Below are 17322 nucleotides of genomic sequence, written 5' to 3' on the forward strand. Positions count from 1 at the left end.
TCAAATTTGGTTTTCCAATGGCTTATACAGCTACGATGCTGGCCTGGTCGGTCTATGAATACAAGGATGGTTACGTGCAGTCCGGCCAGTTGGATGAGATTCTGGATAATATCCGCTGGGCTACCGACTATTTTGTCAAAGCCCATACAGCTCCAAATGAGCTATGGGGACAGGTAGGGAACGGAACGGCCGACCATAATTGGTGGGGAGCAGCGGAAGTGATGCAAATGCAGCGGCCCTCCTACAAAATTGATGCAACTCATCCCGGCTCTGATCTGGCGGCAGAAACCGCAGCGGCGCTGGCTTCGGCATCGATTATCTTCCGGGATTCGGATGCTGTCTATGCGGACAAGCTGTTACTGCATGCCAAACAGCTGTATCAATTTGCGGACACTTACCGCGGCGCCTATTCGGACAGTATTACCGACGTCAAGCAGTATTACAATTCATGGAGCGGTTATGCCGATGAATTGAGCTGGGGCGGTGTATGGCTCTATTTGGCGACCGGTGAGCAGACGTACTTGGATAAGGCAGTAGCCGCAAGCAGTCTGTGGGGAACGAACCAATCGGGATTATGGGGTTACCAGTGGACACAATCCTGGGATGACAAGCATTACGGTGCGCAGCTGCTGCTGTCACGGATTACCGGGGATGCTAAGTTCATTCAATCTACGGAACGCAACATGCAGTATTGGACAACTGGCGTAGGCGGGACTAGCGACCGGGTCGCCTATACACCTGGAGGATTGGCACATCTGGATCAGTGGGGAGCCCTGAGATATGCCGCCAACCAGGCATTTTTGGCGTTTGTTTACGCGGACTGGGTAAGCGACCCTGTCAAAGGCGAAACGGCCCGTTCTTTCGCGGAACGGCAGATTACGTATATGCTGGGCGACAACCCGCGGAACAGCAGCTATGTGATCGGATATGGCAACAATTCGCCGCAGCATCCGCATCACCGGACCTCACATGGTTCATGGAGCGACAGCCAGTCTACTCCGGCAGATCATCGTCACGTTTTATACGGAGCGCTGGTCGGGGGTCCATCCAAGACGGACACGTATACTGATTCGATCAACGACTATGTCTCGAATGAAGTGGCAACCGACTACAATTCCGCCTTTACAGGGGCGCTGGCCAAAATGATGCTGCTCCACGGGCAAGGGCAGCAGCCGCAACCACAGTTTCCTGCGGCAGAGACCCCTGAGGATGAAATGTTCGTCGAGGCTTCCGTAAATGCCAGCGGCAGCAATTTTGTAGAGATCCGGGCGCTGCTCAACAACCGTTCCGGCTGGCCGGCACGGGTCAGCAAGTCGATGTCCTTCCATTATTATCTGGACCTCAGCGAAGCAATTGCCGAAGGGTACGGTCCGGAGGATATTACGGTCACTGCCGGTGGCTACAACCAGGGAGCAACGGTATCCGCACTTCAGCCTTATGATGAAGAACATCATATTTATTACACCAAGGTTGATTTTACCGGCACTGCGATCTATCCGGGCGGTCAATCCGCTTACCGGAAGGAAGTCCAGTTCCGGATTGCCGCTCCGCTCAACACGCTCTTTTGGGACAATACAAATGACTATTCATTCAAAGGCGTGGCAACGGGAGGAGCGCTTCCGGTAAAAACGGCGTATATACCGGTATACGACGCCGGGGTGCTTGTGTTCGGTGAACTGCCTCCCGGAGGCGGACATCCGGGTGAACCGAATGTGCCCGCAAGGCCTTCCGGTGTAGCGGCTGTTGCTGAGAACGCCAGCGTAAAACTGTCATGGAACACAGTCAGCGGGGCAACGGACTATACAGTTAAACGGGCTGTAACGAGTGGCGGGCCTTACACTGTAGTTGCAAGCACAACAGGGGCTGTGTACTCCGACAACGGGCTGGTTAATGGTACTACCTATTATTATGTAATCACCGCCTCGAACAGTGTTGGCGAGAGTACGCCATCTCTGCAGGTTAGTGCCCAGCCGCGTGAAACACCTATTCCGGCAAAAGGTGATTTAAGGGTGGAATACCGTACTAATGACAACAATCCCGGGGACGGACAGATGCGCCCGCAATTCCGGATTGTGAACACGGGAACTGCTGCGGTACCGCTGAGTGGTCTTAAGCTCCGCTACTATTTTACCGTGGACGGAGACAAAACCCAGCAATTCCACTGCGATTATGCCGTTGTCGGCAGCGGAAATGTAAGCGGTTCCTTTTCAAGACTTAATCCGGCCCTAACCGGAGCGGACTACTATCTGGAGATCACTTTTGCTGAAGGTGCCGGAAGCCTTGCTCCCGGAGGGAACAGCGGAGAAATTCAGGTGCGCACCAATAAAGAGGACTGGACGAATTATAGCGAGGGCAATGACTATTCCTACAGTGGAACGCAGCTTGCCTTCGCCGAATGGGAAAAGGTGACACTATATCGTGACGGAACACTTGTGTGGGGTTTAGAACCATAATTTATCTACAGAGAGGGAGCTAGCCAAAATGATGAAATTGAGCTTAAGCAAGAAGCCTATTTCCGCTATAATGGCCTCGATTCTGTTTCTCTCACTCATAACCGGATTGTTTACTGGTAGCCCCGGAACTGCAAAGGCAGCTTCGGCGGAGGAGACCCGATTTCTGCAATTATATGCTCAGCTAAAGGATCCGGCGAACGGCTATTTCTCGGCTGAAGGCATTCCCTACCATGCGGTAGAGACATTGATGAGCGAAGCGCCTGATTACGGGCATATGACCACCTCGGAAGCTTACAGCTACTGGATGTGGCTCGAGGTGCTGTATGGCCATCATACTGGCGACTGGAGCAAGCTGGAAACGGCTTGGGACAACATGGAGAAATACATTATCCCTGTTAATGAAGGCGACGGCAAGCAGGAGCAGCCGACGATGAGTTATTACAATGCGAACAGCCCGGCTACCTACGCTTCCGAGCATGCGCAGCCGGATCAGTATCCAAGCCAGCTTAGCGGAAAGTACACGGCAGGCAAAGACCCGCTTGATTCCGAACTGAAAGCAAGCTATGGCAACAACCAGACCTATCTTATGCATTGGCTGGTGGATGTGGACAACTGGTACGGCTTCGGCAACTTGCTGAATCCTACACATACAGCCGCTTATGTAAATACATTCCAGAGGGGCGAACAGGAATCGGTGTGGGAAGCTGTCCCGCATCCGTCCCAGGACGACAAATCATTCGGCAAGACAGGTGAGGGCTTTATGAGCCTGTTCACTAAAGAAAGCAATGCGCCTGCAGCACAGTGGCGTTATACCAATGCTACCGACGCAGATGCACGTGCAGTTCAGGCTATGTACTGGGCCCAGGAGCTTGGCTATAATAATTCAGTTTATCTGAATAAAGCCAAGAAAATGGGGGATTATCTCCGTTACGGCATGTACGACAAGTATTTCCAAAAGGTCGGCAGCGCAGCTGACGGCACACCGGAAGCGGGAACCGGTAAGGATTCCAACCAATACCTGCTTGCCTGGTATACCGCTTGGGGCGGCGGGCTTGGTTCAACCGGCAATTGGGCCTGGAGAATCGGCGCCAGCCATGCGCATCAGGGTTACCAGAATGTCGTGGCAGCCTATGCGCTTTCCAATCCGGACGGCGGTCTGGTTCCGGCATCAGCAACAGCAGGGCAGGACTGGAGCAATTCGCTGAAGCGCCAGCTGGAGTTCTACACCTGGCTGCAATCTGCCGAAGGCGCGATTGCCGGCGGAGCAACGAACAGTTACGACGGTGCTTATAAGGCTTATCCTGCCGGCACAAGCACCTTCTACGGCATGGCATATGATGACGCGCCTGTCTACCATGATCCGCCGTCCAACAACTGGTTCGGAATGCAGGCCTGGAGTGTTGAACGTGTGGCCGAGCTGTATTACATTCTGGCTGCAAGCGGCGACACAACCTCCGAGAACTTCCAGATGGCCAAGCAGGTGGTGGAGAACTGGGTGGACTGGTCCACGGACTATGCCTTTGCAGGCAGCCGGCCGGTTACGGATGCAGAGGGCTATTATCTGGACAGCCAGGGCAACCGCATTCTTGGCGGTGATAATCCCCAAGTGGCTACAGTTGCTGCTCCGGGAGAATTCTGGATTCCGGGCAATGTGGAATGGCAGGGGAAACCGGATACCTGGACCAGTTTTGCAAGCAGTGACGGCAACAGCAATTTAAAGTCAGTCACCAAGAGCCCGAGCCAGGATACCGGTGTACTCGGCAGCTATATCAAAGCGCTCACCTTCTTTGCCGCAGGTACTGAGGCAGAAAACGGCAGTTATACCGCGCTTGGCGGGAAGGCTCAGCAGCTGGCTAAATCCTTGCTGGATACAGCCTGGGGATATAATGATGGTGTCGGAATAGCAACTAAGGAGAGCCGTGGCGATTATGCCCGTTACTTCACCAAGGAGGTCTATTTCCCAAGCGGCTGGACGGGTACCTTTGGACAAGGCAATACGATTCCGGGAACAGCGACAGTACCTTCCGATCCTGCCAAAGGCGGAAACGGTGTCTACGCCAGCTATACTGACATCCGGCCGGATATTGTGAATGATCCCGATTGGCAGTACCTGCTTAACAAATATAATTCGTCATATAATACGGCCACTAAGCAATGGGAGAATGGAGCCCCTGAATTTACGTATCACCGCTTCTGGTCCCAAGTGGATATGGCCACGGCCTATGCCGAATATGACAGGTTAATCAACAACAGCAGCGGTCCGGTCGAGCCCGTTGCCCCGAAAGCGCCCTCCAAACCGGCTGTTGTTGCCGGCGACGGTGTTGTACAGCTTAGCTGGAACAATGTAACTGCTGCCGACAATTATACGGTTAAGCGGGCCACTGTCAGCGGAGGTCCTTACAGCGATGTATCAGTAGTTACCCAGGCCACTTACAGCGATATCTCTGTAGTCAATGGAACGACCTACTTTTATGTTGTCAGTGCGGCTAACAAAGTAGGAACAAGCCCGAATTCACCCGAGGTCAGCGCCAAGCCAGCAGCGGTTCCTGAGCCGCCTGTGGGGGATCTGATCGTGCAGTATCGGACCAATGATACGAATCCGGGCGATGCCCAGTTCCGTCCGCAGCTGCGGATTGTGAACAGCGGGGACACTTCGGTTGCACTTAAGGATGTAAAGCTGCGCTACTACTACACGGTAGACGGCGAGAAGGCGCAGCAGTTCAATGTAGACTATGCCGCTATAGGCAGCGGCAATGTGCAGGGAACATTCGTGAAGCTGACTCCCTCTGTGACAGAGGCAGATTATTATGTGGAGATCTCCTTCACTGCGGGTGCGGGCAGCCTAGCTCCCGGAGCCAACACCGGTGAAATTCAGCTGCGGATCAACAAAACCGATTGGAGCAATTATAACGAGATCGGCGATTATTCTTACGACCCGGCCAAAACCTCGTTCACTGACTGGGCACGTGTACCGCTCTACCTGAATGGAACGCTGGTCTGGGGATTAGAGCCTTAAAAGTGCAGTAGAAGGTAAAATGAAAAGCCGCAAATCCCCAATACTCCGGGACATTTGCGGCTTTGTTATTAATATCACATTTCATGTACGAAACTGTGAAAATATATGACAAAAAAATCTAATCGATGAGTCGAATTTTGTCGTATTTGTCATGTTACTTAACACAACAAAATTTTTTATGGAAAAATCATTGATAATTTACCATAAGTCAATTAGAATAAACTCTAACATTCAGGGATTAATTCCAATATAATCCTAAAAGGCAATTCGCAGTTGATAGATAGGGTTACTGTATATCACATAGGTGCTCCTTGCTAAAAAAATCCTAGTGTTAGGGTGATGAACTTGAGTGAAGATTTGCTGCGTATTGAGAATTTAACGACATCCTTCAAGATTGCAGACGAATATTACGCTGCGGTTGATGATGTGACGCTCACGGTGAAGAAGAACGAAATCCTCGCCATCGTAGGAGAATCCGGATCAGGCAAAAGTGCGTTGGCTTTCTCAATAATAGGGCTGCACACCAAAGCAAAAATTGATGGACATGTGTATTACAAAGGTCAGGATATTGTCAAAATGTCCCCAGGCATGCTGAATAAGGTCCGCGGCAAGGAAATGTCGATGATTTTCCAGGACCCCTTGGCTGCACTAAATCCGCTTATGATTATCGGACGGCAGATTGAAGAGGTACTTCTCCTTCATGATTCCGGCCTCTCCAAGAAACAAAGAAAAGCAAAGGTCATCGATTTGTTGACCAAGGTTGGAATTCCCCGTCCCGAGCATACATATCAGCAATACCCTTATGAATTATCCGGCGGAATGCGGCAGCGGGTGGTTATTGCCATCGCAATCGCCAACGGACCACAGCTGCTAATCGCCGATGAACCAACAACCGCACTGGATGTAACGATTCAACTGCAAATTCTTGAACTGATCAAGAAGCTCAAAAATGATATGCAAGCGGGAATTATCCTCATTACCCATGATCTGGGCGTAGTCAGTGAAATGGCAGATCGCGTGGCTGTTATGTACGCCGGGCAAATTGTCGAAATTGCTGATATTTATACGCTGACCTCCAACCCGCAGCATCCTTATACAAGATCTTTATTTAATTCGATACCTACGGTCAAGGAAGCGAAGTCCAGACTGCATGTGATTCAGGGAATCGTCCCGTCGCTCAAAAACTTGCCGCGTACGGGCTGCCGTTTCTCTGCCAGAACCCCATGGATTGATGAATCAGCCCATGAGGAGAATCCACAGCTGCACGAAATCGCTCCGGGTCATTTGGTCCGCTGCACCTGCTACAGACATTTTCATTTCCCCGAGAGCGTTGAGGAGGCTGACAGCCATGGCACTGCTTGAAGTTAAGGATTTACAGGTTCATTTCCCGATTAGAGGTGGCATATTCAGCAGAGCGGTCGGTGAGGTAAAGGCGGTCGACCGGGTCAATTTCACCATTGAGGCCGGGCAGACTTACGGATTAGTCGGTGAATCCGGCTCAGGTAAGACAACGACAGGAAGAGCGATTATCGGGCTGAACGAGATTACGGGCGGCAGCATTCTTTTTGAAGGCGCCGATTTAGCCCTGAAGAACTCACGCAAGCTGAACAATGTCCGCCGCGACGTTCAAATGATCTTTCAGGATCCCTATTCATCGCTCAATCCCAAGAAGCGTGTGCTCGACATCATCGCTGAGCCGCTGCGTAATTTCGACAAACAGTCCCCCCAGGAAGAGAAACGGAGGGTTCAGGAGCTGCTGGAGCAGGTCGGCCTGAGTCCGGACAACATTTATAAATATCCGCATGAATTTTCCGGCGGACAGCGTCAGCGGATCGGAATCGCCAGGGCGATTGCGCTGAAGCCCAAGCTGATCATCGCCGACGAGCCGGTGTCCGCGCTGGATGTCTCGGTTCAGGCACAAGTGCTTAACTTTTTACAGGACATCCAAAAGGAATTGAATTTAACCTACCTATTTATCAGTCACGATCTCGGAATCATCAGACATATGTGCGATCATATCGGCATTATGTACAAGGGACGTCATGTTGAGCAGGGGACACCTAAGGATATTTTTGACAATCCGCGACATATTTATACGAAACGTCTGATTGCCGCAATCCCGGACATTGACCCATTGCAGCGTAACGAACGGACCCGGTTCCGCAAGTCCGTAAGTGAGGAGTACGAGGGAGCCTACCGGAATTATTTTGACAATGACGGTTTAGCTTATCCTTTACAACCCATTTCCGATACCCATTTGGTGGCCATGCCCGAGAAAGGTTGAGACGTATGTGGAAGATTATTGCACGAAGAATATTGATTATGATCCCTCAAGTATTTCTGCTCAGCATTCTGGTATTTCTTATGGCCAAAGCCATGCCCGGAGATGCGCTCACCGGTATGCTCGATCCGAACATTGATCCGGCCGCCATTGAAGCGATGCGGGAACGGCTCGGCCTGAATGATCCGTGGTACATCCAGTATTGGGATTGGATCACTAATGCCCTGCAGGGAGACATGGGCCAGTCCTTCCGCTTTAAAATGCCGGTAACTGAGCTGATTGGCCAGCGGCTGATGAACACGGTGTGGTTATCTGTGACGACTCTGGTCATTACCTATTTAATTGCAATACCGCTCGGCATCATTAGCGGACGTTTCAATGACACCTGGGGCGACCGGTTGATTACAGGATATACCTATGTCGGTTTTGCGGCCCCCTTGTTTATCGTAGCCTTGGTTATGCTCTGGATGTTTGGTTTCTACTTTCATTGGTTCCCTACCGGAGGAAGCGTATCACCGGGCGAGGTCCCCGGGACGATGAGTTACATTCTGAGCAAGTTATATCATTTGCTGCTTCCGGCCATATCCATCGCGCTGATTACTACCGTCGGGACGGTCCAATATCTGCGGAACGAAATCATTGATACAAAGCAGAAGGATTTTATCCTTACGGCAAGAGCAAAAGGCGCCTCGGAATCACGGGTGTACAACCGCCACATCTTACGCAACTCCCTCCTGCCGATTGCCGCTTTTTTCGGGTATGAGCTTACGGGATTGATTGGCGGTACCATCTTTGTAGAGAGTATTTTCAGCTATCCCGGCATGGGCCAGTTGTTCCTGAGCTCCATCGTTATCCGTGATTTCACCGTTGTAACGGCACTTGTGCTGCTGTATGGGATTGCTCAAATCATCGGATCCCTGCTCTCGGACATCATATTAGGCATTGTTGATCCCCGTATCCGGATTAAATAATGATCAGAACTTGTTGAGGTGAATGTAATGGCAAAATCAAGCGCTGAGCTGTCGCTCCCGCAGGATATGGAGAAGAGCCCATCCGGATGGAGAATCCTCTGGAAGGAAATTTTCAGAGATAAACTGGCTTTGGTCTCCCTGATTTTTCTAGGTGTAGTTGTATGCGGAGTATTTGGCATCGCCCTGTTTCTGGATCAAAAGCAGATTGTAACCGTCGATCTGTTCGCCTTATATGAGAAGCCTTCGGCTAAATTCTGGCTGGGCACCGATTACGGCGGACGCGATGTGTTCGGCCAGCTCATTATCGGTACGCGCAACTCGCTGAGTATCGGTATTATGGTCACTCTGATGACGGGTGTTATCGGTATTCTGGTAGGTCTGATCTCCGGCTATTTCGGTGGATTCGTCGATAATATCTTTATGCGTTTCGTGGATTTCTTTATGATCCTGCCGATGCTGATGATTGTCATCGCGTTTGTTACGGCGGTTCCCAAATATAATACCTTGTCCTTTTCACTGATCATGACGGCATTTCTATGGATGGGCATCGCGAGGCTAATACGCTCGAAGACACTGCAGGAGAGGGAACTGGAATACGTCCAGGCCTCAAGAACGCTGGGCTCCTCCCATCTTAAGATTATGTTCAACCAGGTACTGCCGAACTTAAGCTCCATCATTATCGTTACGATGACGCTGAATTTGGCCGCCAACATCGGCCTGGAGTCGGGACTCTCGTTTCTCGGCTTCGGTTTTCCTGAAAGCACGCCTAGTCTGGGGACGCTGGTCAGCTATGCCCGAAATCCGCAGACGCTGCAATCGAGATGGTGGATATGGTTACCCGCATCACTGCTGATCCTGGTATTGATGTTGAGTATAAATAATGTCGGTCAGGCGCTTAAGCGTGCGACGGATGCAAGACAAAGAAAAGGATAATAAGGGAGGAAGAAACAAGAATGAGAAAAAGAAACTCTGGCAAGACCATGCTCTTCACATTGATGCTTGTCCTGACGCTTGCGGTTACGGCCTGCGGCTCAGGCAACAACGAAGCGGCTGAGCCTTCGGCAACAGCCAAGACAGATGCAGCTGCTACAACTGCTCCAACTGCAGCACCGGCAGCAGAAGACGGGCTGTACAACATCGCAGATTTCAGCAATGTTAAGACGAACCAGGGTGAAGCCATTGAAGGCGGCACACTCAACTTTGGCCTTGTATCCGATACTCCCTTTGAAGGAACTTTGAACTACAATTTCTCCTCCGGTGTTCCGGATTCTCAGGTGCTGGACTGGTTTGACGAAGGCTTGCTGACCTGGGATAAGAACTATGTGTATACCAATGACGGGGCGGCTACCTATGAAGTCTCTGAAGATGGACGTACCTTCACTTTTACCATCCATGACAATGTAAACTGGCATGACGGCAAGCCTGTTACTGCCGAAGATTGGCTGTTTGCCCATGAAGTTATTGGTAATCCGGCCTATGATGGCCCTCGTTACGGCTCTGATTTCACTAATATTGTAGGTATGGAAGACTACCATGCCGGCAAATCAAAGACCATTTCCGGAATCAAAGTACTTAGTGAGAAAAAACTGGAAATCACTTATGTGAAATCCACTCCATCCCTGCTGACAGGAAGTATCTGGATTTATCCGCTGGCTAAACATATTTTCGGAAATATGGATGTAGCCAAAATTTCCGCTTCCCCTGAGGTCCGTCAAAAACCAATTGGTTTCGGTCCATTTAAAGTAGAAAGCATTGTACCTGGTGAATCCGTAGTATTTGTCAAGAATGACGACTACTGGCGCGGCGCTCCGAAGCTGGATAAGGTTGTCCTGAAAGTAATTCCACCGACTACGGTTGTGCAGGAGCTGAAAGCCGGAAATATCGATTTGGTCGACAGCTTCCCGATTGACCAGTTCCCTGATAACTCTAAATTGTCCAACGTTGAATACCTTGGAGCAATTGACCGTGCCTATACTTACATTGGCTTCAAGCTTGGCAAATGGGACGCAACCAAAAAAGTGGTTGCTCCAGATCCGAAGGCGAAGATGGGCAATGTAGCTCTGCGTAAGGCGATGTGGCAGGCGGTTGATAATGATGCTGTAGGCAAGAAATTCTATCATGGTCTGCGCTGGAACGCGACTACGCTGATTCCGCCATCCCATCCCGAATTCCATGATGACAGCAATCCTGGGGTAACGTTTGATCAGGAAGCAGCAAAGAAAACACTGGATGATGCAGGCTATAAACTTAACGGAGAATTCCGTACCAATCCGGACGGCACACCGCTGACGATCAATTTCATCTCCATGACAGGTTCGGATATCGCTGAGCCGCTGGCCCAATATTATGTGCAGTCGTGGAAAGCCATCGGTCTGAATGTAACGCTGGAAATGGTGGAGTTCAACACCTTCTATGACCGCGTAGGTTCCAATGGTGAAGATGATCCTTCTGTTGATGTATACCAAGGCGCTTGGACAGTCGGTATCGACGTGGATCCACAAGGACTGTATGGCCGCGACGCTATCTACAACTTCCCGCGTTACGCAAGTGAAGAAAGCGACCGCCTAATGAAAGAAGGCGTATCGGAAGCAGCATTTGATGTAGCGAAGCGCAAAGAAATCTACAAAGAGTGGCAGCAGCTGATGGTTGACGAGATTCCTGTATTCCCAACCCTTTATCGTGCAGAACTCGTTCCGGTTAATAACCGCGTTCTGAATTACGCTATTGGCGATGGAACGGGTATTTACAAAAATGAGCTTGCACTGTCCGCCGACAAGGGGATTGCTGCACAGTAATTTTCGGGGATTTAGCAACCTGTAATTCAAAACCTCCTTGCGGCTTTTACAGTCGCAAGGAGGTTTTTGTATACACATATGGCTAAACGCTATCGCTTTAGCCATATAGAAACGGCTGCCGACCTTGGTATGGTCAGCAGCCGTTTTTAGGTGCGTTCATTCGGTTCTTATTGCTGCGGCTGCGGTACTACCTTCTCTGCAGCTTCAATCGTGCCTCCGCCAAGGCATTCCTCGTCCAGATAGAAGACAACAGCTTGGCCCGGCGTGATCGCCTTTTGCGGCACATCGAAGGCAACATGCACGGTACCGTCTTCCTGTGCTGTCAGTGTTACGCCCTGATCAGGCTGGCGGTAGCGGAACTTGGCGGTGCACTTCAGCGGTGCATCCGTAAGGGTAAGGCCGTCTATCCAGTTGACCCCGGAGGCGATCAGACTGGTGGAGTAGAGGCTGTGGTGCTTGTCCCCTTGGACTACATACAGGATGTTGCGGTCCAGATCCTTCTCAGCCACAAACCACGGCTCACCATTGCCGGAGCCGCCAATTCCCAGCCCCTGGCGCTGGCCCAGCGTATAGTACATCAGGCCCTCGTGGCGGCCCTTCACCTCGCCTGTGGCGATATCGACCATGTCTCCGGACTGGGCAGGCAGATACTGGCTTAAGAATTCACGGAAGTTACGCTCACCGATGAAGCAGACGCCGGTGCTGTCTTTTTTCTTAGCTGTGTACAATCCGGCTTCCTCGGCGATTCTCCGTACTTCAGGTTTTGGCAGATGTCCGATCGGGAACATCGCTTTGGAAAGCTGGTACTGGCTCAGCGCGTTCAGGAAGTAGGTCTGGTCTTTATTGCTGTCCACGCCGCGCAGCAGCTTGAACTTGCCGTCTTCTTGAATGACCCGTGCATAATGCCCGGTAGCCACGTAATCGGCGCCCAGTTGTAGTGCCTTATTCAGGAATTCTCCGAATTTGATCTCGCGGTTGCACATCACATCCGGATTTGGTGTGCGTCCGGCCTTATATTCATCGAGGAAATAGGAAAAGACTTTATCAAAGTACTCCTTCTCGAAGTTAACGGTATAGTAAGGAATATCGATCTGCTCACACACGCGGCGGACATCCTCTGCGTCAGTCTCGGCCGTGCATACGCCAAACTCATCGGTGTCGTCCCAGTTCTTCATGAAGATACCGATGACGTCATAGCCCTGCTGCTTCAGCAGAAGTGCCGTAACGGAGGAATCGACCCCTCCGGACATGCCGACGACGACACGTGTGTCCTGGTTTGCCTTTGTCATCGTAATCACCATTTTCTATGCAAAAAATACCGGTTATGATACAAACACCCGGCTCATTTTGTATTATAACACACCTGTCCAGCTTAAACTGCCCGTGAGGACGGGAAAATACAGCAGAAAAGACGTTAAAATTGACAATTTGTCCACCACTGGCGAACATTCATGTGAAAAGTTACGTTTTTGGCTCCAAATATGTCCATAAATATGATAACATAAGCTGAGAGCAAACATCGGAATACCTTGATATGACATATCTCATGTCGTAACAATGGATTATGATTCTATCAGCAACTAAACCGAAAGAGGTGCCCCTTGAAGATATCGACAAAAGGACGTTACGGATTAACCATTATGATGGAGCTTGCCCTGAAATTTGGCGAAGGTCCAACCTCACTTAAAAGCATCGCCGAGAAAAACGGACTATCCGAGCATTACCTGGAACAGCTCATTGCCCCACTGCGCAACGCAGGGCTTGTGAAGAGCATTCGTGGTGCTTACGGCGGCTATATCCTTTCACGCGAATCCATCACCATTACAGCCGGCGATATTATCCGTGTGCTGGAAGGCCCCATATCGCCAGTTGATTTTACAGAAGAAGATGATCCGGCAAAACGCGACCTCTGGTTGCGCATCCGCGACAGCATTGCCGATGTGCTGGATTCCACCACATTGTCCGACTTAATCAACTATAAGGAAGAAAGCAAGGCTGACAACTATATGTTTTATATCTAACAGGAACTAAAATTCCGTTGATTTCAAAGGGATTTTTGAAAAACGTTACCCACAAATTACCCACACTTTATTGATTAATAGCCCATTCAAAGTCGTCTGCGATTTCAAATTGACGCTGCTTTGTAACGTGGAGATAGATCAGTTCAGTTACCTTAGAGTTACTCTTATGCCCAATGCGAGCCTGAATTTCTGGCAGACCTACGCGCGGATTAGATGCGAGAAGCGAGACATGAGTGTGACGCAGACTGTGCGGTGTAAGATTAGGTGGAAGCCCGGCCATCTCAAGTACCGCACTCATAATTTTTCCAACACCGGTGACCGCGATTGGATAACCTGGTAAGGATGGACACCAGAACAAAAAATCATCATTCGGGTTGAAAAACTTCGCGGACAAGCGTTCTTCTTGCTGCCACTCTTTCAGTAGCTCAAGTGCCTTAGCTACGGTGTCTCCGAAACTTATCACTCGTTCACTTTGATCATTTTTTGGCGGAATGAAAGAGTAGTTTCGTACACTTGAACCGTATAGCTGTTTGTTTACATCAATTGTTCTTTTCTTCATATCAATGTCTTCCCATTGGAGACCGGCTGCTTCGCTGATTCTCAGGCCCGTGTAGGCTAAGACAACGAACAAAGCCCATATGTTGGTCGTGAGAACAAATTTGCTCAACTGCATAAAAGCTTTTAATTCGTTCTTCTCAAGAAATTTGGGAAGGACTTGTTTTTTTTCTCCCCTCTTTCTCTCCACTTTCTTTTCTTTGGGAATAACGGCATCGTTAGTTGGATCAGATTCTATAAGTCCGTTTCTTTTGGCGTGCTCGAATATAAGTGAAGCTGCAGTATGAATTGTCGTGATCGTACTGCGGCTTTTTCCATTTGACTTCAAATTGTATAGGAAGTCCTGATATTGACTCGGTGTCAATTCATTCAAGGCAAGCCCTCCAAACTCCGCCAAGACAACTTTCATTCCGTATTGCCTGCTCTTTATTGTGTTGCCCGTCGGCTCACGCTCCAGAATGTACTGCTTTAACCATGTCTTACTCCAAGCGCTTAAGGTGAGGACTTCCATATGCTTCAGCTTTTTTTGAACCTTCTGAGCTTGAATCAAGATTCCAAAGTCAACGGCTTCCTGAATAGTATCGAAGCGCGGAGACTCTTTCATTTTACTACTTTTAATCTCCTTCCCATTAACAATCTTTGTAGTAGGTACTCTGTAACGGTAAGTGTACTTTCCATCGCGTTCGCGGATACTCTTCGGAAACTTATTTACCTTTTTCATCCAACAACCCCCTTTAATCAAACATATGTTCTTGTTTCGGGTATATTTAATCAACCTTTCGGCTGGAAAGCGCGGAGGCTACTAGAAAAATTTATGTAGTTCGAAAGGAACGGAGCAACGGTGTAAATAGGTTTCCCTACTTTCGTCTGGATCAGGAATAACCCCATGTGTCAGTAAAGCGATGGCAAACCTATTTGCCTGCGTCTCAAATTTTCCGGCATGAAAAAAAGAATGTTCGTCTAAAAAAAATCGATTGATACCTTTATGCAAGCGTGCATGACCTAATTCATGAGCACAAATGAATCTTTCCCAAGACTCATCCAAGTCCTCATGAATTATGATATACCTCCGCCATAATTTCTTAATATAAATTCCACGCGTACCCCTGCCGAGATCTTTGTACCAGATCTCGATATTTAGGTGTTCGGCGATTTCAAACGGATCATTTGTTCCAAACTTTTGTACAAGACCCTTCACTATTTGTTGCAATTGGCTGCACCACCTCGATTATTCATCAATGGGTTTTCGTCTGTTTTTCTTTTTCGCATCCCAGAAGACTGCTTCTACTACACGAAGGATTTTTTCGCGGTCCTCCTTGTCCATAGGTAACCCGTCGAACATTAACTCTCCATCCTCTTCAAGCATTTTTCGAAAATCCCGTTTATCTTTTGAAGTGGCCCATCCGGGAATCGGTGCGCTATGTCCAAGTAGCTCATTTGGATCAACCTCAAAAAAATCAGCTATCTTGATGATCATTGGTGTTCTGGGATTCGCAATATCCTGCTCCCATGAATTGTAACGAGCACGCTGTATACCTAATCTTTCAGCGACTTCATACTGGCTTAATCCTGTTCTTTCTCTTAATTCAATCAGTTTTTTACCGATCGCCAAGTGGTTCGCCTCCAAAAAATAAATTATCCATTTCTCCCTTGACGGATAATTAAATTATCCGTATAATCAAATTACCGAAAGGAGGTACAGCCTGAATGAAAAAGAAACGCGTACGATTCACTGAGCTCCGTAAGCAAAAGGGTACTCAGGCAAAAGTCGCAGAAGCTAACAACATTTCCAACGTTTACTTGCGTATGATTGAAAATGGAACATTCACTCCGGGAAGAGACTTGATGTTCCGACTCGCGAATTATTTCGAAGAGCCCGCTGAATCTTTGTTTCCTGACTTCTTTGAAAAGCTAGAAGTGTAACAAAGCGATAATTAAATTATCTGTCTTTGATTATAGATAATTAAATTATCACGGTCAATATTTAATTTTTTATTTATTTAAATTGGATAATTAAATTATCCAAAATTGAGGTGATTATAAATGCTTAACATAGATTCATTAAGACCAACTCTGGATGTTTTAGATGCCGCTGATTACTTGAAGGTTAGTAAGTACACGATTATTAACCGGATAAAGGAGGGAAAGCTCAATGCTTATAAGCAAGGAAAGCATTGGAAAATCAAACGGGAGTGGCTTTTGGAATACGAAGAAAGCCTTGTATCAGGTAATGAATGGAGTACGCATCAAAAAGATACGAAACAAGCTTAGGAGGTGGCTTGTGTAATGAAAGAAATAGAATTCATCGATGTCATGAAAGACTGCTTTAATCGTGGGTGTACTCCAGAACAATTGCAAGATTTCATCGACCGATGCCGCCGTCAGCATATGGACAACTTGGGAATGCTCCGAATCATAGATGATCTGGAGGTAAGATATATAACCTCTATGGATTTACCGGAAGGAGTGACAACATGAATCAACTGCAGATAATCAACAAAAGCGGCCGGCTGCTTGTAGATAGTCGGGACGTAGCTGAAATGGTTGATAGACCTCATAACGATTTGATGAAAAGCATCCGCAATTATATGGAACATCTTACTAAGGGAGCTTTCTCCCTCAGTGAATTCTTTATCGAATCAACCTACCAGGACGGCACTGGCCGGACATTACCTTGCTTCTTGCTCACTCGTAAGGGGTGCGACATGGTAGCGAATAAGATGCCTGGTGAAAAAGGTACTTTGTTTACCGCGGCATATGTTTCGCGGTTTGAGGAATACGAGCAGGCCGGAAGAAAAACGGACTTATCAAATTTCAGTCCATTGCTGCAGATGCTCATCCAAACTGAGCAACGACAGAATGAACTTGAAGAACGGCAAGACAATACGGATCGGCAGTTTGCCATCGTCAAGGAGACACTGCTTGCCCGGGATGAAGATTGGCGGAACAAGATGACTGGCCTGCTTAACGGGGCTGTAATGCGCCGTGGGACGTCCTATAGGGATATGCGGACTCTTAGTTATCAAATGCTTGAGCAACGCGGGCATTGCGACCTGGACCGTCGTCTGACGAATCTCAAGGAGCGCCTGCGGGAATCGGGAGCTACTAAAACCAAAGTTGAAGAAGCAAACCGACTGGATGTAATCGAGGCGGAACCGCGGTTGAAAGAGATTTACACCACTATCGTAAAAGAGCTCAGTATAGGAGCCATGAATTAAGGAGGGATTACA

16 protein-coding genes are annotated in these 17322 nt (G+C 48.8%); 12 read left to right on the forward strand and 4 right to left on the reverse strand.

Annotated elements, in window-relative coordinates; genetic code table 11:
* From ACQ76X_RS28150 to ACQ76X_RS28180, 7 genes are all read left to right on the forward strand, one after another.
* On the forward strand, positions 1-2453 hold a 2453-nt coding region (locus ACQ76X_RS28150; protein WP_438497107.1), incomplete at its 5' end, for a glycoside hydrolase family 9 protein.
* A 31-nt stretch (positions 2454-2484) separates the two neighbouring features.
* Positions 2485-5469 carry a glycoside hydrolase family 48 protein gene (locus ACQ76X_RS28155; protein WP_438497214.1) on the forward strand — a complete coding sequence of 995 codons (2985 nt, stop codon included), beginning with the start codon at positions 2485-2487 and terminating at the stop codon, positions 5467-5469.
* A 345-nt stretch (positions 5470-5814) separates the two neighbouring features.
* Complete coding sequence (locus tag ACQ76X_RS28160) at positions 5815-6831, forward strand: ABC transporter ATP-binding protein (protein WP_342436878.1); 1017 nt, start codon at positions 5815-5817, stop codon at positions 6829-6831.
* Positions 6818-7753, forward strand: a complete 936-nt coding sequence (locus ACQ76X_RS28165; protein WP_438497108.1) for an ABC transporter ATP-binding protein — start codon at positions 6818-6820, stop codon at positions 7751-7753. The genes ACQ76X_RS28160 and ACQ76X_RS28165 overlap by 14 nt, the downstream gene beginning before the upstream one ends.
* Positions 7754-7758: 5 nt before the next feature.
* The gene (gene opp4B / locus ACQ76X_RS28170) at positions 7759-8721 is read left to right on the forward strand and encodes an oligopeptide ABC transporter permease (RefSeq protein WP_076109147.1); all 963 of its coding nucleotides are present in this window, start codon (positions 7759-7761) and stop codon (positions 8719-8721) included.
* A 27-nt stretch (positions 8722-8748) separates the two neighbouring features.
* Positions 8749-9654, forward strand: a complete 906-nt coding sequence (locus ACQ76X_RS28175) for an ABC transporter permease (RefSeq protein ID WP_076109146.1) — start codon at positions 8749-8751, stop codon at positions 9652-9654.
* Between the two features lie 20 nt (positions 9655-9674).
* Entirely contained in the window at positions 9675-11516 is a 1842-nt protein-coding gene (locus ACQ76X_RS28180; protein ID WP_438497109.1) for an oligopeptide ABC transporter substrate-binding protein, read from the forward strand.
* Between the two features lie 167 nt (positions 11517-11683).
* On the opposite strand, the gene mnmA is transcribed toward ACQ76X_RS28180, so the two are convergent.
* Positions 11684-12805, reverse strand: a complete 1122-nt coding sequence (mnmA, locus tag ACQ76X_RS28185; protein ID WP_076109144.1) for a tRNA 2-thiouridine(34) synthase MnmA — start codon at positions 12803-12805, stop codon at positions 11684-11686.
* A gap of 312 nt (positions 12806-13117) precedes the next feature.
* On the opposite strand from mnmA, the gene cymR reads away from it, so the two are divergent.
* Positions 13118-13537, forward strand: coding sequence for a cysteine metabolism transcriptional regulator CymR (cymR, locus tag ACQ76X_RS28190; protein WP_038595549.1), 420 nt, complete (start codon positions 13118-13120; stop codon positions 13535-13537).
* 67 nt (positions 13538-13604) lie between these two features.
* Here cymR and ACQ76X_RS28195 read toward each other — a convergent pair whose 3' ends face one another.
* The 3 genes from ACQ76X_RS28195 to ACQ76X_RS28205 all read right to left on the reverse strand — a co-directional run bounded on the left by ACQ76X_RS28195 (position 13605) and on the right by ACQ76X_RS28205 (position 15704).
* Positions 13605-14813, reverse strand: coding sequence for a tyrosine-type recombinase/integrase (locus ACQ76X_RS28195; RefSeq protein ID WP_438497110.1), 1209 nt, complete (start codon positions 14811-14813; stop codon positions 13605-13607).
* Between the two features lie 81 nt (positions 14814-14894).
* Positions 14895-15302: an ImmA/IrrE family metallo-endopeptidase gene (locus ACQ76X_RS28200; protein ID WP_438497111.1), complete on the reverse strand. Its 408-nt coding sequence runs from the start codon at positions 15300-15302 to the stop codon at positions 14895-14897.
* Between the two features lie 18 nt (positions 15303-15320).
* The gene (locus tag ACQ76X_RS28205; protein WP_438497112.1) at positions 15321-15704 is read right to left on the reverse strand and encodes a helix-turn-helix domain-containing protein; all 384 of its coding nucleotides are present in this window, start codon (positions 15702-15704) and stop codon (positions 15321-15323) included.
* A gap of 95 nt (positions 15705-15799) precedes the next feature.
* Between ACQ76X_RS28205 and ACQ76X_RS28210 the strand changes: the two genes are divergently transcribed.
* From ACQ76X_RS28210 to ACQ76X_RS28225, 4 genes are all read left to right on the forward strand, one after another.
* Positions 15800-16015: a helix-turn-helix transcriptional regulator gene (locus ACQ76X_RS28210; RefSeq protein WP_438497113.1), complete on the forward strand. Its 216-nt coding sequence runs from the start codon at positions 15800-15802 to the stop codon at positions 16013-16015.
* Between the two features lie 120 nt (positions 16016-16135).
* Positions 16136-16363, forward strand: a complete 228-nt coding sequence (locus tag ACQ76X_RS28215) for a helix-turn-helix domain-containing protein (protein ID WP_438497114.1) — start codon at positions 16136-16138, stop codon at positions 16361-16363.
* Between the two features lie 15 nt (positions 16364-16378).
* The gene (locus ACQ76X_RS28220; RefSeq protein WP_438497115.1) at positions 16379-16570 is read left to right on the forward strand and encodes a hypothetical protein; all 192 of its coding nucleotides are present in this window, start codon (positions 16379-16381) and stop codon (positions 16568-16570) included.
* Positions 16567-17310 carry a Rha family transcriptional regulator gene (locus tag ACQ76X_RS28225; protein WP_438497116.1) on the forward strand — a complete coding sequence of 248 codons (744 nt, stop codon included), beginning with the start codon at positions 16567-16569 and terminating at the stop codon, positions 17308-17310. Before ACQ76X_RS28220 ends, ACQ76X_RS28225 begins: the two co-directional genes overlap by 4 nt.
* Positions 17311-17322: the final 12 nt, after the last annotated feature.

The sequence above is a fragment of the Paenibacillus sp. IHBB 3054 genome (genome assembly GCF_051594305.1).
In the GTDB taxonomy this organism is placed as follows: domain Bacteria; phylum Bacillota; class Bacilli; order Paenibacillales; family Paenibacillaceae; genus Paenibacillus_AQ.